A 22,666-nucleotide genomic window follows, 5' to 3' on the forward strand; every position below is an offset into this window, starting at 1 on the left:
TTGGAATCCGTAATTGAACGTATAGAACGCGGCCAATTCTGGCAGTTTCATGGGGGTATTCACCCACCTGAAATGAAGTTCTTGACCAATGACAAACCAATCAGGTCTTTACCTTTGCCTGAAAAACTCGTCATTCCCGTGCAACAGCATATTGGCGAACCTGGTGACTTACTTGTAGCCGTTGGCGATCATGTATTAAAAGGACAACCATTAACGAAAGCAACAGCACCACTTGTTGTTCCTGTACATGCACCTACCAGTGGCAAAATTACAGCTATTGACTTACATATCATAGCCCACCCTTCTGGGTTAAGAGAGCTTTGTATAACGCTTGAACCAGACGGTGAAGATAAATGGCGAGAACGTCAAATAACGCCCAATTATCATGCGTTATCGAAGTCAGCATTGATTGAAAAAATTGCTGATGCTGGTATTTCGGGCATGGGCGGCGCAGGTTTCCCGACACACGTTAAAGTTAATACACAAGCACAAATTAATTATTTAATTATTAATGCCGCAGAATGTGAGCCATACATAACAGCCGATGACTTACTAATAAGAGAACATGCATGTTCAATTTTAGATGGCATTAATATTCTTGATAAAATCCTAGAACCAGCTTTTATTCTTATAGGCATAGAAGACAATAAACCCGAGGCCATTGAAGCTTTACGACATCAAACACAAGATAACGACAAAATAAAAGTCTGCGTGTTACCAACGAAATACCCAACCGGCGGTGAAAAACAATTAATAAAAGCATTGACCGGAAAAGAAGTTGCTTCAGGTGTATTGCCGAGCTCTTTAGGGATTGTCATGCAAAATATTGCGACCTGCTTTTCAATTGCAGAGGCTGTAATTTCAGACACTCCACTAATAAAACGCGTTGTTACCGTGAGCGGACAAGCATTATCTAAACCGCAAAATGTTTGGGCGTTATTAGGCACACCGGTCGCCAATTTACTAAAACAATGCGGCTACCCTGAACAATCTAAAAAACATTTCATCATGGGTGGACCAATGATGGGATTTAGTTTAGCTAGTGACAAAATACCGATTGTTAAAACAACGAACTGTATTTTAGCGCCAAGCGAAAAAGAAATACCCGACGATAATCAGGAAGTAGAATGTATTCGTTGTGGTCAGTGTGCAGAAGCGTGTCCTGCGCAATTATTACCACAAGAGCTACAGTGGTATGCCAAGGCGCAAGATTATGATCAACTCAATAAATTAAATTTATTTGATTGTATTGAATGTGGCGCCTGTGCTTATGTTTGTCCAAGCCATATCCCATTAGTGCACTATTATCGTGTCGCAAAGGCAGAGATACGCGAACAAAAGCTATTAGATATTAAAGCAGAAAAAGCAAAACAACGGTTTGAAGCACGTAAAGCAAGGCTAGAACGTGAAAAAGCAGCGCGCGAAGAGAAACATAAAAAAGCAGCAGAAGCCCGCAAAGCAAGAATGAACGCGGGTACTAAGGAAGCGAAAGAAGAAAAATCAGCGGTAGCTGCCGCGCTTGCTCGCGTTCAAGCAAAGAAAGCCCAGAAATCTGCTACCAATGACGCTAATACCTCGTCTGAAAATAGTTCACCTGTCGCTGCTGCAGTAGCACGCGCAAAAGCTAAAAAAGCGGCACAGAAGGCGTCAGAAAAAACAACGTCAGATGATAAAAAAGCGCGAGTTGCTGCTGCGGTTGCCCGCGCAAAAGCTAAAAAAGAACAAACAGCGGAAAGTACCCCCCAAGAAAGCAACACCACTACGTTACCATCAGATAACGCACAAGATGAAAAAAAAGCCCGCATCGCTGCTGCGGTTGCAAAGGCTAAGGCGAAAAAAGCATCTGTCCTCAGTGACAACGAAAGTAGCACTGAACAAAGCCAATATACGCAGCTTTCTACTGAAAGTTCACAAGAAGTAGACACTAAAGTGGCCAAAGAAAACGATAAGAAGGCACGTGTGGCCGCCGCAGTTGCAAAAGCAAAGGCTAAAAAAGAAAAAACGACTAACAATGAGTTTGAAACGTCAATTGAAGAGAATGATGTTCAAAATATACAAGAAGAAAAGCAGTCAACACCATCTGTAGATAAAGATGATGAAAAAAAAGCGCGCATAGCCGCCGCAGTTGCGAAAGCTAAAGCAAAAAAACAGCAAAAGAATAATCAGCAAGGCTAAATATAATGGCGTATTGGATCGCAAGTTCACCACATGATCACCAACAGAGTAAAACCTCTGCACTTATGCGTTTGGTAATCTATGCCACAATACCTGGCATTTTCGCACAATGGTACTTTTTTGGCTGGGGGAATTTAATTCATATCTCCCTCGCTATTGCAACAGCGCTAATAAGTGAATTTTTTATTTTATCATTGCGTGAAAAAAATATTCGTAGGCAAATTTTTGATGGAAGCGCGATTCTAACTGCTATTTTACTGGGTATTAGTTTACCTGCACTCGCTCCTTGGTGGATATCAGTTTTAGGCAGTCTATTTGCGATAGCAATTGTTAAACAATTGTATGGCGGCTTAGGGCACAATGTGTTTAACCCTGCCATGGCAGCTTATGTAATGTTGCTGATTTCATTTCCTGTTCAGATGACGTCATGGCAACCACCTTTAACGCTTATGGCGTTAGATCTCGACTTTTATAATACGCTATCTGTAATTTTCACTGACTATACAAGACAAGGTTATTCTGTCGAACAGTTGCAGATGCATATTGATGGTTTCACCATGGCTACGCCACTCGATACGTTAAAAACCAGTATAACCATGGGTAATACTGTTGAAGAAAGCCTAAACACCCCCGTTATTGGTGAGTATTTTGGTGTAGGTTGGCAATGGATTAACGCCGCATTTTTGCTTGGTGGTATAGTGCTCATAGCAAAACGCGCAATTTCTTGGGTAACGCCAGTAAGCTTTTTATTAACATTGTTTATCTGTACTTTTATCGCGTTTTTATTAAGCCCTGATACGAATGCCTCTACTATGTTCCACTGGTTAAATGGTGCAACTATGTTAGGTGCCTTTTTTATTCTTACTGATCCAGTATCAGGAGCAACGAGTACCAAAGGAAGAATACTTTTTGCGGCCCTTGCTGGCTTTTTAGTCTTTATCATTAGAAAGTTTGGTGGTTATCCAGATGCCGTAGCATTCTCCGTGCTGCTATGTAATATGTGTGCTCCGTTAATTGACCAATACACACGACCAAGAACTTATGGGCATAAATAGGACGGAATGATGAAAAAAGCTATAGAACAAAATGCCAAGTTGCTCGCTATCTTTGCGATAGCCTGTACAGCATTGGTTGCACTTGTTGATTTTCTCACTAAGGACACCATTGCACAGCAACAGCAACAGAACTTAATTAAAAGCTTAGCCGTTATCATAGATCCCAACGATCACACCAACAACATGAGCACAGCGTGTATTTTATTAAATGACGAAGCCATCGGCGAAACACCTCAAAAAGCCTACTTAGGCTATATAGACGAAAAGCCCGCTTCAATCGCAATGACAATCACTGCACCTGATGGCTATAATGGCAATATTGAATTGCTCATTGGTATGAATATTAATGGCAAGGTTACCGGTATGCGCACCTTAAAACATCAAGAAACACCTGGGTTAGGTGATAAAATTGAGCTTAGGAAGAGTGATTGGATTTTAAGCTTTAATAACAAATTACTCAATGGTGAGTCGGATCCTCAATGGGCAGTAAAAAAAGACGGGGGCAGCTTTGATCAATTTACCGGAGCAACCATTACACCAAGAGCCATTGTAAACGCGAGTAAGCGTGCCGTTTTGTATTTTCAGCAACATAAAGACAACATCTACACTAGCACAAAAACATGTCAGGAAAACTAATGAATATTCCACAAGAATACAAAGAGTTAACATGGCAAGGGCTCTGGAAAAATAACCCAGGTCTTGTGCAATTACTTGGCTTATGCCCGTTATTAGCAGTAACATCTACTGTCGTTAATGCACTTGGATTAGGGTTGGCGACGTTATTTGTTTTAATCTGTTCGAATGCAACGGTCTCATTAATTCAAAAATGGGTACCAAAAGAAATACGTATTCCTATATTCGTACTGATTATTGCAGCATTTGTGACTTGTGTTCAATTACTAATGAATGCTTTTGCCTTTTCTTTATACGAATCACTCGGTATATTTTTACCCTTAATTGTCACCAATTGCGCCATCATTGGTCGAGCAGAAGCTTACGCATCTAAAAATCCCGTAAAACAAGCGAGTTTTGATGGCCTAATGATGGGAACAGGCTTTTTACTTGTACTGTTGGTTCTCGGCGCAGTTAGAGAACTTCTCGGGCAAGGTACATTATTTGATGGCGCTGACCTACTGCTAGGCAATTGGGCAGCTGATTTACGCATCGAAGTATTCGCATTAGATAATCAATTTTTACTAGCTATACTCCCTCCTGGCGCCTTTATCGCGATGGGCTTTTTAATCGCAATAAAAAACGTGATCGACGATAAACTTGCAGAACGTCAGCCTAAAGTACAAGAAGAGCACATTGAACGCGTTCGAGTAAATTTCGACAGCTAATTTATTAAAACCACTGACTAATAACAAGAATGAATAAAGAAAAACGAATAGAAATTTTGACGCGCTTACGCGACGATAATCCGCACCCAACAACAGAATTAAATTTTAATTCTCCATTTGAATTGCTTATCGCCGTATTACTTTCTGCACAAGCAACAGATGTAGGTGTAAATAAAGCAACAGCAAAGCTATACCCTGTAGCAAATACACCTCAAGCGATACTAGACTTAGGGATAGATGGGCTCAAGTCTTATATAAAAACTATCGGGCTATTTAATACAAAAGCAGAAAACACCATGAAAACCTGCCGCATGTTGGTTGAGCTTCATGGTGGCGAAGTACCAGAAGACCGCGCAGCGCTAGAAGCACTTCCTGGTGTTGGCAGAAAAACAGCAAATGTTGTACTTAATACCGCATTCGGTTGGCCGACCATTGCTGTGGACACCCATATTTTTAGAGTGTCTAATCGCACTAAACTCGCCATGGGTAAAAATGTCGAACAAGTGGAACAAAAGCTCCTTAAGGTTGTACCTAAAGAATTTAAAGTCGACGTTCACCACTGGCTGATTCTTCATGGCCGTTATGTGTGCACAGCCCGTAAACCAAAATGTGGCGCTTGTATTATTGAAGATTTGTGTGAGTTTAAAGATAAAACTGAGTAAGCAAAATATGCGTTAAATCTCTTCGTTATGCCTTTTATATTCACTGATTTTTGGGAATACAATAATGCAGCCATTCTCTAAAACTAAAGTGGCTTAAAATTAAAGTATTGTTGCTCTAGCTAATAAATGCTGGCAGGATCTTATTTTCTACCAGCATCATCATCGTTCAAGTCTTGTCCTGTTAGGGCAATAACCAAATCAAGGTCTTCCATCAAAATAGGTATCAAAGCACCTTTTGATACCTACTCCATAGTTTCGTTTTTTAACTAAAATTGCGTTTTAACCATTTAGAAATGACTAATAGAACTTCTTCATTTATAGTTTCCTCTATTTCTCTATACTCGTCCACAGATCCTGTTTTTGCAGTTTGAAATAAATGGTTTAGCCCTTTGAATATGCGACTTTCAACATCCGAATTTTTATTAGTAGCCGCATCAACAATCCCTTGAACATTTTGTTTTGCAGGAACTTGAGAGTCTTTGTCTCCGTTTAAAATCAATGCGTGACCGGAAAATCTATTCCAGTAAGGAATTGGACTTTGCTGCAAAAATTGATAAAACGCATCGCTTTCAGCCGAACCAATGCTCAATGTACCGTTTTGTTTGCTAACCCACTTTGCAACAACCTCCGCGTCTTTGCCTTTTAAGCTATCGTACAAGTTGACTGCGTTTTGCTTACGTTCTATAGATGATGGGGTGTTCAATACCATCTGATAAAAACGCTTGCTGAACTGCAGCAGTACGTCAGTTTCTGCTTTTGTGGCACCTTTTGCTGCTGGCTCTGTTTGGTCTTGTAGCAATAGAATATCAAGTACTGACATACCTGGACCAGCCAAAGAAATAATCCCCTGAACAGACTCTTTTTCAGATGCCATTATCGACACTAAACTTCCTTCGCTATGGCCTATTAGAATTACGTTATTAGAATCAACGCGTTTATGTGATTTTAGGAATTGAATGGCCGACTGCGTATCTAAAACTAAGTTATTTAAGCTAGCGTCTTCAAAGTTACCACTCGATTTGTAAACTCCTCGCTTGTCTGATCTCAAAACGACATAACCTTGTTTACTGAAATGATCCGCCAGTACTTTAAATGTCCTATGTCCTGCGTGGTATGAGTCTCTATGATTTGGACCTGAGCCACTCACCAACATAATTGCAGGATGTTTATTTGTACCTTGAGGGAGAGTTAATGTGCCAGAAAGCCACGTACCGTCGGTTGAGTTTCTATACGCTACTTCTTGTTCAGAGTAACCCTCTAACTTTGTTGGAGTTTGCTTTCGATTAATGTCAGGAAGTTCATCAACTTTATGCAGGATAATGTCAAATTCACTGTCTCCCTGCTTGAATTTAGCCATAATAGAACTTGCAGTGTCGTCAACTTTGCCAACAACACTCACGGGAGCATTCGCCATTTGTAGGATAAAAATGCCCTTATCAATACTGATATCCGACACCAACATATATCGAGCACCTTGATCCAAACTCGCAATGTTCCCCCCCCAATGGTTATCTGCTTTTTTAAACACTTCAACACCAATTCGAAGAGTAGGTCCTTCTGGAATATTCATTGTTCCTAGCCAAGAACCTTTTATGTTTTCTAGTGTTACAGTAGCAAAAGACAACTTGCTAAATAATGCCATTGCTAACATGAAACCAAATTGTTTCATTAATGTACTCATTTCATTTACCTCAACAATTTATAAACAACTACCTTGTATTGCTAGGTAACTTTAAATTAAAAACCACTACATAGCAATGCTATGCACTATGTATAGATATACCTGTTTAAGTTAACAGAGTGATATAAACAAACAAAAGGTCAATGAAAATAGATATATAGAGCGCTGCTTCATGTATAAAATAAAAATGTAAGCGAATATTGCTTTGCTTAATACTTAGTTATACTATGCTTTTTAGAGTTTTTACAAAATAGAAGGGATCTCCAGCGTATGGAGTCAGACAAAATAATTGAACGATGGATTCCCCAGTTCAGAAAGGGACTGCTCGAATTCATCATCTTACTTCGGCTTCAACAAGGCAATACGTATGGTTACGAACTCGCTTTGCAAATTAAAGACGTAACCTCTATTGAAGTCGCCGAAGGAACATTGTACCCGCTGCTCAACCGCTTAAAACGAGATGGTCTTGTAACATCAGAATGGCAAACAGCTGAAGTTGGTTCGCCGAGAAAATATTACGAGATCACCCCTCTAGGACAAGGAAGTCTGGCAAAAATGAAACAAACATGGACTGAAACTCATAACTCTATTTTAAACTTGGTGATGCAATCATGAATACTATGTTTCCACTCAAAAGCACCACAGCTCAAACAGTTTGGGACAACTTTGACCGAGAACTTATCCACAAATTAAAGCTTCTGCCGGAAGAGGAGCGGTCAGACATTCGTTTAGAAATACTCAGTCATCTATTTGAATCGATGGCACAAGTACCGGCTAAAAAATCCAGCTCAGATAATATTGAAAGTGAAGATGTTCGCCTTATTAAGGCTATTTCAAACTTGGGATCACCAGAAGAATACTTAGAACCACTAATTGCTGACATTTTGTTGTACCAAAAAGCCTCTAAAGGCCACCCTTCGGCAATATTACAAACTCTAAAATCCAGCGGTAAAAAAGGCCTAATGCATGCTCTAGCCACCTTCGTTCTAGGCATGGGGTATTTTTGGGTGATCATGGTTTTCATCATGTCTGTAATACACATAGTAAATCCCGACGTAGGTATTTGGTATTACCCAACAGGAGAAGTTTCTCTGTCTTTCAACGCCCAACCTGACGCCAAACAATGGATGACAGGCTGGTTTTCTGTGATTGGTATTTTAGGCAGTGCAGCAGCGTATTGGGGGTTGAGTAAGATATTAAGTTTCTTTATTACTCGGTTAAATCAAGAATAAATATCTGTACTAGAGAGTCTACCAATCTTTCTAATTTCTTGTAGCAATTGACGGCGACTAGATGTTAGTAAACAAGTTGCTTTTACCTCGACTCACTGCTCCCAATTGAAACTTTGTGGTAACGAGACATTAGTCTAAACGCCAAAGCCAAATAGAGGATTTGGCTAACAGAACCAAAAGCAATAACCGTTTGCGTATAGTTTGTAAATGGAAGCGCCACGAACATGGGCGCTAAGTGTAAGCTCTCCTCGCCAACACTCAGCCCCTTTTCCTGAACAATTGACCTCACAAAAAAGTAAAGTAACGGCCCAACCAACAAAGTTAATACAGGCGTTATTAGATAAAACATGCCGGTAATTTGAGTTTCCTCCAAAAAGTTCAGCAACATAAGCACTGATTGATATAAAAAGAAGAAAGCCAAGTTTCTATAAACTTTCGAATTCCAAGTTAGAAAAACACCTAAACTTGTCAGCGAAAAAAAAAGCGACATGAAGTAAGTTTACTGGGTATAACTCTATAGAGTGGAGAAGCATTAGCATTAATACTCAACTTGTATAAATTAAAGTCTTGTTTGAGCAAGAAGCAGAGAAAGAATATTACAGTATAAGCGTTTTTGGTATCGCATCTTCTATTGGTATATTTTCCCTGTTAGGTATGTTGGGTGAAAAATCCAGCAATCAAGGTATTTGGCTTATTGTTCCCTTTAGTCTTTTTATCCAATTAGCCATTTTAAATCGTAGCCAACGATGGCATGCAGAAGACATGGGCGTATACAAAAACACTCACTGATAAGGGAGTTTAACTTATCACTTTTAAGGGATTTGATGATCATATCTGTCGCGTATCAAATAGCAGCAAATTTGCCATAGCTAAAAGCGTCGAGCAAATGGCTAAAAAACAGGGTAAAATCGTAGCTAAAGCATTTAAAATAGCTGGTTCACTATCGGTTAGATTTGCACATCCCTGTAATTTGATGACCTATTGATTGTGACGCTTTTTCATGTCCTTCATCACTATAATAAACTGGGTAAAAAACTAACGACTACACCAGTAGCTATTCCAAACAGAGCTTCGCCAAGAGTTACGCGCCTTAGGTTTAGTACATTACTATAGGCAATACACAGAGAGATTAAGGATAAACCAAAAAACCACACGATTGTATACTCCGGAAAGTTAAGGTTATTTAGTCCAATAAAATCAAAGAAGCGAGTACTGGCATTGGTTAATCCAAGCCAATCAAATATTATTTCTTCGGAAATTGTATGACCAAACAGCGCTAAGATGAAATTTGCATTGGGCCGTTTGAAAACAGCCAGCATACCTGCGGTAAGCAATAAGATACTTGATACCAGAGGTTTGAATTGAACCCAATATTGCTGACTAAACCAACTTTCCAACCTGATACTGAAGCTTACCTGTGACGCAAAAAAAACCGTTAAGGCTAGCCCTATTATCGAAATTGCCCCGCCAATCACTGCGGTTTTCCTGATTTTGAATACTTCCTTCACAATGCTGTCTCTTTTAATGATGTTGGTTTGATAATTGAAATCCCAATGTTACGACTCTCTAATTAACATTTGATTTAAAGAGTGAGTAACATTGGTAATGAGACTACGACGAGTTTAACTATCTGTCATCTCGATATTATTAATAAACTGTGCCATGTTGACTAAACGTTCACCGACTATAAATTGAATCGTTTTTCTGACCCAGCTGGTATTGATATTCTTATAGTGTAACTTGGTCGACAACCATGCCATAACAACAAGTAGTAACGCAGAAGATGCGGAATAAAACCAAATCATATGTGATTCTAAATAGGCAAATAACTCGACGCCAAGCAGTACGTCAAAACCTAAAAATACATACGCTAAATAAAAAGGCGTAGACATCATCAGTAACTTAGTTAACTGCAACTTATGGCAACAAATTTTATAAATATTTTTCTGTAGTTCCCTAACTGGCTGTGAGTAATCAACATTAGAAATCAAAACGATTTGAGCAATATTTCCAGCTAAGCCGATAATTGCAAAAACATTGAGAACCAAAGCAGAGATCTTAGTAGCTGACAATGTAAAGTCCTGCGCAATGTACTGCCCCAATAAAAAGATGATACAGAAGAACAGTATGCTCTCGATAATACGAGCCCGCTTAATATTGGTAAGTTGTTTCATTTGCTTAGTTATTTTCATTTCAGTCAACATTGATTGATTTATTTTAATGGCTGCTGCATTGTCATTACTTTGCTGTAACCAAGTGTTTTTCATCTCATCTAAATTCATGTTATGACTCCAATGTCTCAAATTGATTTCTCAACTTTTCTTTAATTCGGTTTATTCGCGTAGCTACATTTGTTTTACTAATGCCTAAGCTATTAGCAATGCTGTCGTAGGATTCACTTTCCAGATAAAGCAACATAATCGCTTTGTTGACCTTGTCGAGTTGTGAAATAAAGCGATATAACTGCTTTATTTCTTCACTCCGCTCTCCTTCTAGAGGCTCGTCTGCAATATGTACGATACTCTCTTCATTAACAGTAACTTTATTTTCTCGCTTACTCCCTTTCCGATAGTAAGAAATGGCGACATTGAGCGCGATTCGGTACATCCAAGTAGAAAATTTATATGCGTTGTTGTACTTGTCAAAAGCTACCCACATAGTTGTTAGTATTTCTTGAGCGAGGTCTTGTCTTTCATCTTGATTTTGACAGTATGAATTTACGACCTTATAAATAATGCCTTTATGCTCTTCAATTGCTTGAACAAATAACGCTTTTTTTGTTGTGTTCATTCACACTCTCTTGCCAAATTATTATTGATGTTCCCTAACTATTAAGTCTTAGGTGTCATAACAAACGCCGCCGTCTCAATGCATAGACAATTTAATTTGTCGTGGCTATCTAATTATTCGCATCATTAATGAAATAGTCACAAAAAAATATGATTTAATAGCAAAAAAACAAATTGATTGATTGATTGATTGAGCGAAGTGTAATACTAATCAAGAAACCATAACTTCAATGGCTTACTTTCAGCAAGAGTGGATAAATTCGATATAAAAACGGCTAAAAATTGTCTAGGTTTTGGATGTCGATTCACACTTTTACAGCCTTGTTCCCACCGTTTAGAGATCTATTATTTATATCGCTATTATTCTTTTATTCTGACAAAATAAAGGGACAAACTTAATGTTAGAACAAAGGTTATCATTGGACATTACGCTTTCAAATATTCAAGTTATTGAATTATTTTTCAGGTTTTGTGCTGTTGGTCAACTTGGGTTGCTCATCGCTTATTTAGTAAAAAAATATCCCTCGCTACCATTAGCTCAAATAACACTAATTACATGTTTGATATCCTACATTCTGCTAACGGCTCCCATCGAAGATCATCACTACGGAAACTTACGTAATATTTTATTACTTGGCACCGATTTAACACCATTTGCCGTATTATGGTTCACGTTAAGTAAGTTAGAGAAAAACTTTACGTTACGACAACAACCCATTTGGTTATTAATACCCACAGCGTTGTGGCTACTCATCTTAAGTTACGTATTCTTAGTACTACATGGGCGTAGTGTAATACATGACGTTAACCATGCAGTTGGAATTATGGTTTTACTCTCGGTTATTTATCTATGTTTGTCTGAGTATATGGATGATCTAGACAATAATCGTCGCAATACGCGTTTATTAATGGTCATATTTTGTTGCTTTTATATGGTCGGGCTCGTTTCTTTTGAGTTTATATACCAAGACATTCGTGATACCTCGGCCTTTGGTTTAACAAATGCATTTATTATTTTTTTACTGGTTAACGTAATTGCGTCAAAGCGTATATCACCAAAGAGCGCTCTTACCAATACAGAGATGGCTCTAAAGCAAAGCTTAAAACCTCAAGGTGTAACGAGAAACAACAAAGAAACTGTTGAATCGAAACAACTCATCGCGTTAAACAAATTAATGCATGATGGCGTATTTTTACAACAAGGTCTCACCATTGGCAAATTATCAGCATTGCTAAAGTTACCACCACACCAACTTCGTCAACTGATAAATCAGCAATTAGGGTTTAGTAACTTTTCTCACTATCTAAATAGTTATCGTATCCCTTGGGTATGTGAACAACTTCAAGATGTCTCTAAAAAACAACTACCCATACTGACGTTAGCGCTCGAAGCAGGCTATGGTTCAATTGCGCCATTTAACCGTGCATTTAAAGCAACAACGGGTCAAACGCCGAAACAATATCGTGATCAATTTTAAAAATGATCTGCATTTTTTATTTTTGATAAGACGAAATAACAATAAAAACATCTAATAAGCGCTTTTATTCATTTAAGGAATTGCTATGAAAAAAGCGCTGATCATTATATTTATTTTACTACTTATGTTGGTATACAAAAGCTGGCCCGTTTATCAGGGCTTAGCTTATCGTGATATGGTACCCATGCTAGGAGGAAACTACGTATCTTGGCCGAGTGAACAACCTAAAACCAATGAAGTGTACGATGTGCGTTTCAAGCATACCGCCAAGCAAGCTTTACACGCCCTTGCCTTACATCAAAAAAATATTGCAGCACCAGGCTATACAGCTGCTGTCGCCATCAAGGGTAAACTTGTATGGGCAGGTAGTGTAGGCTGGGCGGATATCGCTAATAAAACTCAAATGACAACTAACACGCAACTTAGAATTGGCAGCACATCAAAAGCAGTAACGGCAACGGGGCTTGCACGATTAGTTGACAACAATAAGCTTCACTTAGACACACCATTAAAAGACTATTTTGAAAGCGTTCCAAATCCACAGTGGGCAAATATAACCGCCAGACAATTAGCCGCTCATATGTCTGGTCTCCCACATTACGGAGACAACACAGAAACACTGGGGATGCTAAAAATGTTAAGCGCTCAAAATCATATTGAAGACCCTTTTGAAGCCATCAAACTATTTGACGAAAGCGAACTGTTATTTGCTCCAGGAGAACAATTTAGTTATTCAAGTTTAGGAACTATCGTACTAAGTGCACTTATGCAAAACAATGCGGAAATGCGTTATCAAACCCATATGCAACAAGCGGTATTTAAGCCACTAGCCATGAATGCGACGTTTTCAGAAACCCCAAACCATTCTAGCGATAAACTCGCAACATTTTATTGGCAAGATAAACAAACTCCCACTCGACTAAAGGCGTGGTATGACGTTGATTTAAGTCACCGTTTAGCCGGTGGTGGTTGGGTGTCCACGTCCAAAGATTTAGTAACATTAGCTCAAGGTTTTATGGATAACCATTTTATTTCTGCGCAAACAAGGGATACGTTTTGGACACCGCAAAAAACAAACAATGGTGAGATTAACCCACAAAGATACGGTATTGGTTGGCGTGTTCATGATTTAGACTTAGGTGAAAGCTACCCATCACTTACTTATATTCATCATGGAGGCGTATCTGCAGGCGCACAAAGCTTTTTAATGGTTATTCCAAAATATCAATTGTCATTAGCAATTAATGCCAATATCAGAACCGAAGTATTCAATGACTTTGCGAGTGTTTCCTTCGATATTCTAAGACTATTCATCGACGAAATAGAAACACAACATCATAAAGATTAAAAAGAGTACAATGAGTAAAACGAATAGCTCGTTTTACTCATTGGTATAATGGTATTAACATCCATTAATAGCACTTTAACTTCATAAAAAGTAGCCACTAAGCAACGTCAAATCTGTCCGCATTCATCACTTTTGACCACGCATTGACAAAATCTTTAACAAATTTCTCTTTGCTATCATCCTGCGCGTATACCTCAGCGTAAGCGCGTAAAATTGAGTTTGAACCAAACACTAGATCAACACGCGTAGCAGTCCATTTTGCCTCCCCCGAAGCTCTGTCACATATCTCGTAAAGGTTTTCACCTTTAGGGTTCCAGCTGTAATTCATGTTAGTCAAATTAACGAAAAAGTCATTGCTTAATACGCCCACTTGATCGGTAAATACGCCATGCTGGCTACCACCATAGTTCGCCCCTAATACACGCATACCACCAATAAGTACGGTCATTTCATGTGCCGTTAAGCCCATTAATTGAGTACGATCGAGTAACATTTCTTCTGGACTAACAACATAGTCTTTTTTCTGCCAGTTACGGTAACCATCGTGTAATGGCTCTAGCACTTCAAATGATGTTTCGTCTGTCATCTCATCTGTTGCATCTCCGCGGCCTGGTGAAAATGGTACACTTACATTAACGCCTGCAGCTTTAGCTGCCGTTTCTATACCGAGATTACCTGCCAATACAATAACATCAGCAATACTTGCACCTGTAGCGCTCGCGATCTCTTGATAAATAGCTAGTACTTTAGCTAAGCGCTCAGGTTCGTTACCTTGCCAATCTTTTTGCGGAGCTAAACGAATACGAGCGCCGTTGGCGCCACCGCGCTTATCAGAGTTTCTAAAGGTACGAGCGCTATCCCAAGCGGTAGCAACCATTTCACCAATTGACAGGCCACTTACCGCAATTTTGGCACTGACTTCTTTTACATCATAACTCGTGTTACCAGCCGGTACAGGATCTTGCCAAATTAAATCTTCTTTCGGCACATCAGGACCAATATAACGAGCTTTTGGTCCCATATCACGATGCGTTAATTTAAACCATGCACGCGCGAATACTTGCGAAAAATAGGCAGGGTCATTATAAAAGCGCTCAGAGATTTTTCGGTATTCGGGATCTTCACGCATAGCCATATCAGCGTCAGTCATAATAGGGTTATAACGCTTTGAAGAGTCTTCAACATCAACAGGTTTATCTTGTTCTTTAATATCAACAGGCTCCCATTGCCATGCGCCTGCTGGGCTTTTACTCAACTGCCACTCATGGTTAAGTAACATTTCAAAGTAGCCATTGTCCCATTGCGTTGGATTTGATGTCCACGCACCTTCAATACCACTTGTCACCGTATCACGACCAATGCCGCGTTTGGTTTTATTCAGCCAACCAAAGCCTTGATCTTCTAATTCTGCACCTTCTGGTTCAGCGCCTAACAGTGCAGCATCACCATTACCATGACATTTACCTACGGTGTGGCCACCAGCAGTTAACGCGACCGTTTCTTCGTCATTCATCGCCATACGTTCAAACGTAACACGAATATCTTTGGCCGTTTTTAATGGATCTGGTTCGCCATCAACACCTTCAGGGTTAACATAAATAAGCCCCATCATTACTGCGGCAAGTGGATTTTCTAAATCACGTTCCCCTGAATAACGATTACCTTCACTGCCAGTTGGTGCAAGCCATTCTTTTTCAGAGCCCCAATAGGTATCTCTTTCAGGATGCCAAATATCTTCACGACCAAAGGCAAAGCCATATGTATTTAACCCCATAGATTCATACGCCATAGTGCCGGCATAAGCGATCAAATCGGCCCAGCTTAATTTATGGCCGTATTTTTTCTTGATTGGCCAAAGTAAACGGCGTGCTTTATCTAGGTTGGTATTATCAGGCCATGAATTTAAAGGCGCAAAACGTAAGTTACCATTACCCGCACCACCACGACCATCTGCGATACGGTAAGATCCAGCAGCATGCCATGTCATTCTGATCATCAAACCACCGTAATGGCCCCAGTCTGCTGGCCACCAGCTTTGACTATCTTTCATTAATGCAATTAAATCTTTTTTCAGCGCATCAAAATCTAAGCTTTTTACCGCTTCCTGATAATTAAACGACGGATCTAACGGATTCGTTTTAACATCATGTTGATGCAAAATATCGAGGTTAAGGGATTTGGGCCACCAATCGGTATTGGATTTGCCCGTTTCGGTAGAGCTACCGTGCATTATTGGGCATTTTCCTGAAGACATATCATTATCCTTAGTTACGGTTAAAATTTGCAGTAATCTTCAGTATAGGGCACCAATATTATTTGTCTAAAAACTCAATTAACATTTTGATCTCGTTAAAAAATGATTAGTAATTTACATTTACGGGAAACGTTGTCGAGAATTTAACTTCATAATTTTTTGGGCAGTTTCGTTGATATAGCCGCGGTAAGTAAAATAAAACTAAACGAAATAGCTAAACAAGCAATTAATCCATACGCTTGAAAAATCCAACCGGATAACACCGTACCAAGTAATCGTCCTAAGGCATTCGCCATATAATAAAAGCCAACGTCTAATGACACACCATCAGCATCAGCCATACTAACGATTAAATAACTATGTAATGACGAGTTTACGGCAAATAAAGCGCCAAAAATAAGCAGGCCAACAATAAGCAAAACACTTGTCGACCATTGAAAATATAAAGCAAAGCAAATGAGTAACGTTACAAACGATAACAACAGTGCCCATGTCACCGTTTCTTTCGCAACTGACATGCCCTTTTCAAGATTAAAAAGCGTCGGCGCAACTGACTGAACAATGCCATATCCAATAACCCACAAGGCAAGAAAACCACCTACATGCCAATGATCCCAGTTAAACGTTTGCGATAAAAACACAGGTAAGGCGACGACAAACCAAACATCACGGGCGGCAAAGAGAAACAGCCGTGCCGCTGACAAGATATTAATCGCCCTGCTTTTAGAAAAAATTTCACTAAATTTAGGTTTATTTTTTGCTTTACCTAAATCTTGCTTTAACGCGACTATACTAAAACACCAAATAAGTGACAGCACAATGGCCATCAGTAGCATTGCCCCTTTAAACGATAACAAGGTCAGTAATAAACCGCCTAAAAAGAAACCAATACCTTTCAACGCATTCTTAGAGCCGGTTAAAATCGCCACCCACTTAAATAACGTACCTTCTTGCCCGCTTGCCACTAACATTTTAATGGAGCTTTTCGCACTCATTTTATTCAGATCTTTTGCGATCCCTGAAAGCGCTTGAGCAGCCATAACATACACTACCGTTAACCAGTCTTGTGATGCTGTGAGCATTAATAGAGAAACAATTTGCAGTACCAAACCAAGGTTCATGGTTTTATTTAACCCAAGCCTTGCGCCTAGATAGCCACCAAAAAGATTGGTTATCACGCCAAAAATTTCATAAAAAAGAAACAACATCGCGATGCTTAGTGGCGAATACCCTAATTGATGAAAATACAACACCACTAACATGCGCAATGCGCCATCAGTTAAGGTAAACGCCCAATAATTACCCGTAATAATCAAGTACTGCTTGATATCACTTGGTAAACTTGCAAGTTGTTTCATTTAATCGTTTCCAGAAAATCTTTATTTAACGTCAATGCTTTTCGCTACTTTAAAGACTAGCTCTGCACTACGATTTGCATAACCCCATTCGTTGTCGTACCACGCATAAATCTTAACTTGTGTCTCATTAACCACCATGGTTGATAACGCATCAACAATGCTTGAACGAGGATCTGTTTTATAATCAACCGACACTAAGGGCTTTTCTTCATAACCTAAAATGCCAGCAAGCTCTTGATCTGCAGCTTGTTTAAACCACTCGTTTAATTCTTCTGCACTAGTTTCTCTTTCAACTTCAAAAACACAATCAGTAATTGAAGCATTCGCTAGCGGTACTCTTATCGCATGGCCATTTAATCGCCCTTTTAGCTCAGGAAAAATATGAGTGATCGCGGTTGCAGAGCCTGTTGTCGTTGGGATTAAACTCATCCCACAAGCACGCGCACGTCTTAAGTCTTTATGAGGGGCATCGAGAATAGTTTGGGTATTGGTAATATCATGAATGGTTGTCATTGAACCGTGTTTTATGCCAATTTTTTCTTGTAACACTTTCACAATGGGCGCCAGACAGTTTGTTGTGCAAGAAGCGGCTGTCACAATGTCGTAGGTGTTTTCGTCATAAAGATTATCATTAACCCCCATCACGATATTTAATACGCCCTTTTCTTTAACTGGCGCTGTCACAACCACCTTTTTAACACCTTGTGCAAGATATTTTTCCAATAGCGCTTTGGTTTTCATTTTACCTGACGCCTCTAACACTAAATCACATTTCGACCAATCGGTTTGCTCTATCGCGCTATTTTGCGTTACAGCTATCGCTTGGCCATCAATAATTAACTGATCATCAGCATGACTGACGTCATGTGGCCAAATGCCATGTACAGAATCATATTTTAATAAATGCGCTAACGTTTCAGCATTACCCGCAGGGTCGTTGATATGAACAAATTCTATATCTTTATTTGCAAAAGCCGCTCTTAACGTTAAGCGCCCCATACGACCAAAACCGTTGATTCCTACTTTGATTGTCATTTTTAACGTTTCCCTTATTAATGATTTCAAATTTGCTTAATTATGATTACTTTTCAAACCAGTGTTGTGTGCGATTTACAAAAGCAACGAGCGACAGCATTACGGGGACTTCAACGAGCACACCAACTACCGTTGCCAACGCTGCACCTGAATGCAACCCAAACAGTGAAATAGCAACTGCAACCGCTAACTCAAAAAAATTCGATGTACCAATTAAACAGGCAGGTGCTGCAATATTCTGTTTTAATTTGAACTTTAACGCCGCAAAATAAGCTAAGAAAAATATGCCGTAGGTTTGTAATATTAATGGGATGGCAATAAGTACAATAGTTTGTGGTTGTTCAATTATGCGTTGTGCCTGAAAGCCAAAAAGCAAAACGACTGTTAGTAATAACCCGATAATGGAAAATGGTTTTAACTGCGCTAAAAAACGACTAATTGCTTGATTATTTTGCCCACTTCGGTTGAGCCTAGTTCGTGTAATAACGCCCGCAATTAAAGGCAACACTACATATAAAATAACTGAATAAAACAATGTTTCCCAAGGTACGCTTATTTCTGCAACACCTAATAAAAACGCAGCTATAGGTGCAAAGGCGAAAATCATAATAATGTCATTTACCGACACTTGAACTAAAGTATAATTTGCATCACCTTTCGTTAATTGCGACCAAACAAAAACCATGGCAGTACATGGCGCAACACCAAGTAATATCATCCCTGCAATATATTCTTGCGCGGATTCTGGGCTCACCATATCGATAAATAACACTTCAAAAAATAACCAGCCTAATGCTGCCATTGAAAACGGCTTTATTAACCAATTAATGATTAACGTAAGTATTAAGCCAGATGGATTTTTCCCGACCTCTTTAATCGTCGAAAAATCAATTTGCACCATCATGGGGTAAATCATTAACCAAATGAAAACAGCAACAATAACATTTACCTGGGCGATTTCAACGTCAGCAACCCATGCAAAAAATGCTGGAAAGCTCACACCGAAAAGCACACCACAAGTGATACATAACGCAACCCAAAACGATAAATAACGTTCAAAAAATCCCATGAAACAATGCTCCTATTGGCAACAAACCGCGACACGCGTGGGCCTATCACCCATCATCTGTAATCGCTGCATTTCTTGTTTAATAAACTGTGGAGAACTGTCTAATGTTGTCTTTAAGACATTTTTCATCCACTGTGGTGATCTCGGGTGCAATGAATAAAACACCCATTGTTGATATTTTCTATCTGTTAATAAGCCTAGTTTTCTCAATTGTGCTAAATGCCTTGAAACCTTTGGTTGACTACTTTCCTGTAACGCTGTCATCAGCTCGCAAACACACACTTCGTTTTCTAATAAGATAATCAGTAATGACTTTAATCGAATATCATCGGCTAGCGCCTTATAGAACAACGTTGGCGTTAATTTTTCAACCATGTGTAAATCAGCCATATCTCATGTGACCTTCCAATAGTATATAACAAATTAATTATATACTAAATTTATTATATATTTATGACAACCATTCATTGAGCAAATAAATCCATCACCAACCTAGTCGCATAGCATTCTACTTGATAAAATAATTGAAAATTCGTACCACAAAATGAGTCAATTTCATGAAATTTCTTCACACCATGATCCGCGTCACCGACGTGGAAGCATCATTAGACTTTTTTATTAATAAATTAGGATTAATCGAAACCAACCGTTATGACGTGCCAGCAGGTAAATTTACCTTAATCTTTCTGGCCACCGAGCAAGGGGCACCAGAAATTGAATTAACACATAACTGGGATTCAGATGAAGTGTACGATGCCGGCAGAAACTTTGGTCATTTAGCCTTTGAAGTTGATGATATTTATGCAACTTGCCAACATTTGATGGACAATGGCGTGGTCATTAATAGACCACCAAGATGCGGTCATATGGCATTTGTAAAATCACCCGATGGTATTTCTATTGAACTATTACAAAAAGGTGATGCGCTACCTGTACAAGAACCATGGCAAAGCATGGAAAACATCGGTAGTTGGTAACCATTAAGGCGATAAATTATCAATTAAAAAAGCGTGCTATCAGCACGCTTTTTTGTTCGGTTCTTCCGTTTTTATATTACCTACTCTTACTTTAGCAGCGACATTAAATGACTATGATCATCAGTCCATATTACGGGTGCAATGTGCTCACGATGTATTGGCGTTTTCATTAATCGTACCCGAGCATTGTTTACCAAGGCTTTATTTTTTGTCAGCCAAACCCAATCAGTATCATGACTGATGCCTTCTTTTCCTGCTGTATGAAAATACACAAGTTCAATACCTAGTTTATTCGCTAAGCCTTGCATTAAAGGTAATAAATTCAAATGGCTATTAGAGATATGAACAGCAATAACACCTTGATTTTTTAAAATCTGTTGATAAAGCACCATAGCTTCAATAGTCAACAAATGTTGAGGAATACTGTCACCTGAAAACGCATCCAATACCAACACATCAAATGGTGATTGGCGTAAAGCGTCAAGCTGTTGTCTAATAGAAATTCGTGCATCACCTTCAATAACATCAATTTGTGCGGCTGATTGTGAAAGATAAGTAAAATATTGCTGCGCAGCGTTAATGACCAATGGATTCAGCTCATAAAATATAAATTCATCTTGCGGTTTACCATAAGCGGCTAATGCGCCAGCACCTAAGCCAACAAAACCGGCCTTTATCGCTTTATCATCAACGGCTTGTCGCATAAATTCTAGTGCTAATGCGCCCCCTGTACCTTGACGGTAATAACTCAAAGGGATGTGCTGCTGTGACTGTTCTAAATATTGCGTTCCGTGCGACGTAGTGCCATCAATTAAGCGACGTTCAGTTTGACCATCAATCTCAACATCTTTTATCGCTAATACTCCGTAAAAATTTCGCTGCTGGTAAATATCATTTTGCTGATAGCTTTGTTGTAAAAAATAAAACATCGCAAAACTCACTAATGCCATGCCAGCCATTGAACCTATATACTTGAAGCCAAGCTGCGCTCGCCAGTAATGAACACTCAGTAACACTAATAAAGCAACAAATGCGAGTGGAAATTCTAAGAATTGATCAAATACTTTACTGGCTACCAGTGCAACAAATAACGATCCTAAAAAGCCACCTAAAGCGATAATTAAATAGAAATGGGTCAAATGTTTAGTTGATGGTTTAGTACTAGCAAGTTCACCATGACAAATCATACAGCCACTAAAAAGTACCGCACTAAATAAAATAACTTGGGTAATAAAGTCGAATTGTGAGCCAATAAAATGCAAGAAAATAGCAATTACTGCACTAAAGGCAAACAATACTAGCCAATACCAACGGACATAGCAGTTTTTACTATGAAAACTAATAATAAACGTTAATAAATATAAGCATAACGGCAACACCCACAAAAATGGAATAGGCGCGACATTTTGCGTGATCGCATTAGTTGTCGCCACTAAAAACACCACACCTAGCGATGACAATGCTAACCAAATTAGCGACTGCGTCATGGTAACTGCGTTATTATCCGCTTCAATTTGTGCTCGCTCACTTAACGCCTCACTGGTGTTATAAACATTATGGTGGGCCACGTATGCATAGCTTTTGTAAATAAGATAAAGCATCAGCAATACATAGCCCGCATACAATGCAGACCACATCATCAGCTGATTTGAAACCGCAAAGTTTGGCTCAAAGACAAAGGGAAATGTCAGTAATGCTAGTAACGAAGCAACATTTGACCATGAGTAAAGGTAGTAAGGCGCTTTGCCATGATTATTAACTGCATACCAGTGCTGTATTAGAGGGCCTGTTGTTGATAAGGCAAAATAGGGTAAACCAACAGCAAGGGTTAAATACACTAAAATCGATGCTAAAGGCGCTTGTTGATGCTCAAATATCAGCAAATCTTGCATGTTGCCTAACGGTAAAACGATACAGCTAACTAATAGCATTGTGGCATGAATCACTAGTTGCTTTTTTGGTATAAACCATTTTGCCAGTGCGTGGCTATAGGCATAACCTGCCAACAGAAAAGCTTGAAAAAATAACATACAGGCGGTCCACACAGCTGCGCCGCCACCAAAATACGGTAAGATCACTTTGGCGATCAAAGGCTGAACTTGAAACAATAAAAATGCGCCAAGCAATACAACAATCAAATAATGCATAAAAAACAACGTAATATTGAAATACGTAAAACGAAATCGGATTATAAAGACATTCCACAAGAGATA

21 protein-coding genes are annotated in these 22,666 nt (G+C 39.1%); 11 read left to right on the forward strand and 10 right to left on the reverse strand.

Annotation, left to right across the window (positions count from 1 at the left end; genetic code table 11):
• Genes rsxC through nth form a run of 5 tightly spaced genes read left to right on the forward strand, consistent with a single transcriptional unit; the run spans position 1 to position 5,232 of the window.
• A complete protein-coding gene (gene rsxC, locus QUE09_RS11470) occupies positions 1-2,175 on the forward strand; it encodes an electron transport complex subunit RsxC (protein ID WP_286232896.1) in 2,175 nt (724 codons plus the stop codon).
• A 5-nt stretch (positions 2,176-2,180) separates the two neighbouring features.
• On the forward strand, positions 2,181-3,230 hold the full coding sequence (gene rsxD, locus QUE09_RS11475) for an electron transport complex subunit RsxD (protein ID WP_286232897.1): 1,050 nt from the start codon (positions 2,181-2,183) through the stop codon (positions 3,228-3,230).
• 9 nt (positions 3,231-3,239) lie between these two features.
• Positions 3,240-3,866, forward strand: coding sequence for an electron transport complex subunit RsxG (gene rsxG / locus QUE09_RS11480; RefSeq protein WP_286235926.1), 627 nt, complete (start codon positions 3,240-3,242; stop codon positions 3,864-3,866).
• Positions 3,866-4,570, forward strand: a complete 705-nt coding sequence (locus tag QUE09_RS11485) for an electron transport complex subunit E (protein WP_286232898.1) — start codon at positions 3,866-3,868, stop codon at positions 4,568-4,570. Before rsxG ends, QUE09_RS11485 begins: the two co-directional genes overlap by 1 nt.
• A 29-nt stretch (positions 4,571-4,599) precedes the next feature.
• Complete coding sequence (nth, locus tag QUE09_RS11490; RefSeq protein WP_286232899.1) at positions 4,600-5,232, forward strand: endonuclease III; 633 nt, start codon at positions 4,600-4,602, stop codon at positions 5,230-5,232.
• A gap of 262 nt (positions 5,233-5,494) precedes the next feature.
• On the opposite strand, the gene QUE09_RS11495 is transcribed toward nth, so the two are convergent.
• Entirely contained in the window at positions 5,495-6,913 is a 1,419-nt protein-coding gene (locus tag QUE09_RS11495; RefSeq protein WP_286232900.1) for an alpha/beta hydrolase family protein, read from the reverse strand.
• A 270-nt stretch (positions 6,914-7,183) separates the two neighbouring features.
• Between QUE09_RS11495 and QUE09_RS11500 the strand changes: the two genes are divergently transcribed.
• From QUE09_RS11500 to QUE09_RS11510, 3 genes are all read left to right on the forward strand, one after another.
• On the forward strand, positions 7,184-7,528 hold the full coding sequence (locus QUE09_RS11500) for a PadR family transcriptional regulator (protein WP_286232901.1): 345 nt from the start codon (positions 7,184-7,186) through the stop codon (positions 7,526-7,528).
• Between the two features lie 5 nt (positions 7,529-7,533).
• The gene (locus QUE09_RS11505; RefSeq protein WP_286232902.1) at positions 7,534-8,145 is read left to right on the forward strand and encodes a DUF1700 domain-containing protein; all 612 of its coding nucleotides are present in this window, start codon (positions 7,534-7,536) and stop codon (positions 8,143-8,145) included.
• A 567-nt stretch (positions 8,146-8,712) separates the two neighbouring features.
• Complete coding sequence (locus QUE09_RS11510; protein ID WP_286232903.1) at positions 8,713-8,934, forward strand: hypothetical protein; 222 nt, start codon at positions 8,713-8,715, stop codon at positions 8,932-8,934.
• Positions 8,935-9,158: 224 nt separating this feature from the next.
• On the opposite strand, the gene QUE09_RS11515 is transcribed toward QUE09_RS11510, so the two are convergent.
• The 3 genes from QUE09_RS11515 to QUE09_RS11525 all read right to left on the reverse strand — a co-directional run bounded on the left by QUE09_RS11515 (position 9,159) and on the right by QUE09_RS11525 (position 10,935).
• Positions 9,159-9,653 (reverse strand): hypothetical protein, encoded by a 495-nt coding sequence (locus tag QUE09_RS11515; protein ID WP_286232904.1) that lies wholly within the window; start codon positions 9,651-9,653, stop codon positions 9,159-9,161.
• Between the two features lie 114 nt (positions 9,654-9,767).
• Entirely contained in the window at positions 9,768-10,427 is a 660-nt protein-coding gene (locus QUE09_RS11520) for a hypothetical protein (protein WP_286232905.1), read from the reverse strand.
• Between the two features lies 1 nt (position 10,428).
• A complete protein-coding gene (locus QUE09_RS11525) occupies positions 10,429-10,935 on the reverse strand; it encodes an RNA polymerase sigma factor (protein WP_286232906.1) in 507 nt (168 codons plus the stop codon).
• A gap of 397 nt (positions 10,936-11,332) precedes the next feature.
• On the opposite strand from QUE09_RS11525, the gene QUE09_RS11530 reads away from it, so the two are divergent.
• Complete coding sequence (locus tag QUE09_RS11530) at positions 11,333-12,412, forward strand: helix-turn-helix domain-containing protein (RefSeq protein ID WP_286232907.1); 1,080 nt, start codon at positions 11,333-11,335, stop codon at positions 12,410-12,412.
• A gap of 85 nt (positions 12,413-12,497) precedes the next feature.
• Positions 12,498-13,760 (forward strand): serine hydrolase domain-containing protein, encoded by a 1,263-nt coding sequence (locus QUE09_RS11535; RefSeq protein ID WP_286232908.1) that lies wholly within the window; start codon positions 12,498-12,500, stop codon positions 13,758-13,760.
• Positions 13,761-13,857: 97 nt separating this feature from the next.
• Here QUE09_RS11535 and katG read toward each other — a convergent pair whose 3' ends face one another.
• The 5 genes from katG to QUE09_RS11560 form a co-directional block, all read right to left on the reverse strand.
• Positions 13,858-16,014 (reverse strand): catalase/peroxidase HPI, encoded by a 2,157-nt coding sequence (katG, locus tag QUE09_RS11540; RefSeq protein ID WP_286232909.1) that lies wholly within the window; start codon positions 16,012-16,014, stop codon positions 13,858-13,860.
• Positions 16,015-16,163: 149 nt separating this feature from the next.
• Positions 16,164-17,372 (reverse strand): organoarsenical effux MFS transporter ArsJ, encoded by a 1,209-nt coding sequence (gene arsJ, locus QUE09_RS11545; protein WP_286232910.1) that lies wholly within the window; start codon positions 17,370-17,372, stop codon positions 16,164-16,166.
• Between the two features lie 21 nt (positions 17,373-17,393).
• Positions 17,394-18,407, reverse strand: coding sequence for an ArsJ-associated glyceraldehyde-3-phosphate dehydrogenase (locus QUE09_RS11550; RefSeq protein WP_286232911.1), 1,014 nt, complete (start codon positions 18,405-18,407; stop codon positions 17,394-17,396).
• Between the two features lie 46 nt (positions 18,408-18,453).
• On the reverse strand, positions 18,454-19,476 hold the full coding sequence (gene arsB, locus QUE09_RS11555) for an ACR3 family arsenite efflux transporter (protein ID WP_286232912.1): 1,023 nt from the start codon (positions 19,474-19,476) through the stop codon (positions 18,454-18,456).
• A 12-nt stretch (positions 19,477-19,488) separates the two neighbouring features.
• Positions 19,489-19,866 (reverse strand): metalloregulator ArsR/SmtB family transcription factor, encoded by a 378-nt coding sequence (locus tag QUE09_RS11560; RefSeq protein WP_286232913.1) that lies wholly within the window; start codon positions 19,864-19,866, stop codon positions 19,489-19,491.
• 167 nt (positions 19,867-20,033) lie between these two features.
• On the opposite strand from QUE09_RS11560, the gene QUE09_RS11565 reads away from it, so the two are divergent.
• Positions 20,034-20,453: a VOC family protein gene (locus tag QUE09_RS11565; protein WP_286232914.1), complete on the forward strand. Its 420-nt coding sequence runs from the start codon at positions 20,034-20,036 to the stop codon at positions 20,451-20,453.
• Positions 20,454-20,539: 86 nt separating this feature from the next.
• Here QUE09_RS11565 and QUE09_RS11570 read toward each other — a convergent pair whose 3' ends face one another.
• Positions 20,540-22,600, reverse strand: coding sequence for a spermidine synthase (locus QUE09_RS11570; RefSeq protein WP_286232915.1), 2,061 nt, complete (start codon positions 22,598-22,600; stop codon positions 20,540-20,542).
• Positions 22,601-22,666: the final 66 nt, after the last annotated feature.

This window comes from Thalassotalea sediminis (genome assembly GCF_030295915.1).
Lineage (GTDB): Bacteria > Pseudomonadota > Gammaproteobacteria > Enterobacterales > Alteromonadaceae > Thalassotalea_C > Thalassotalea_C sediminis.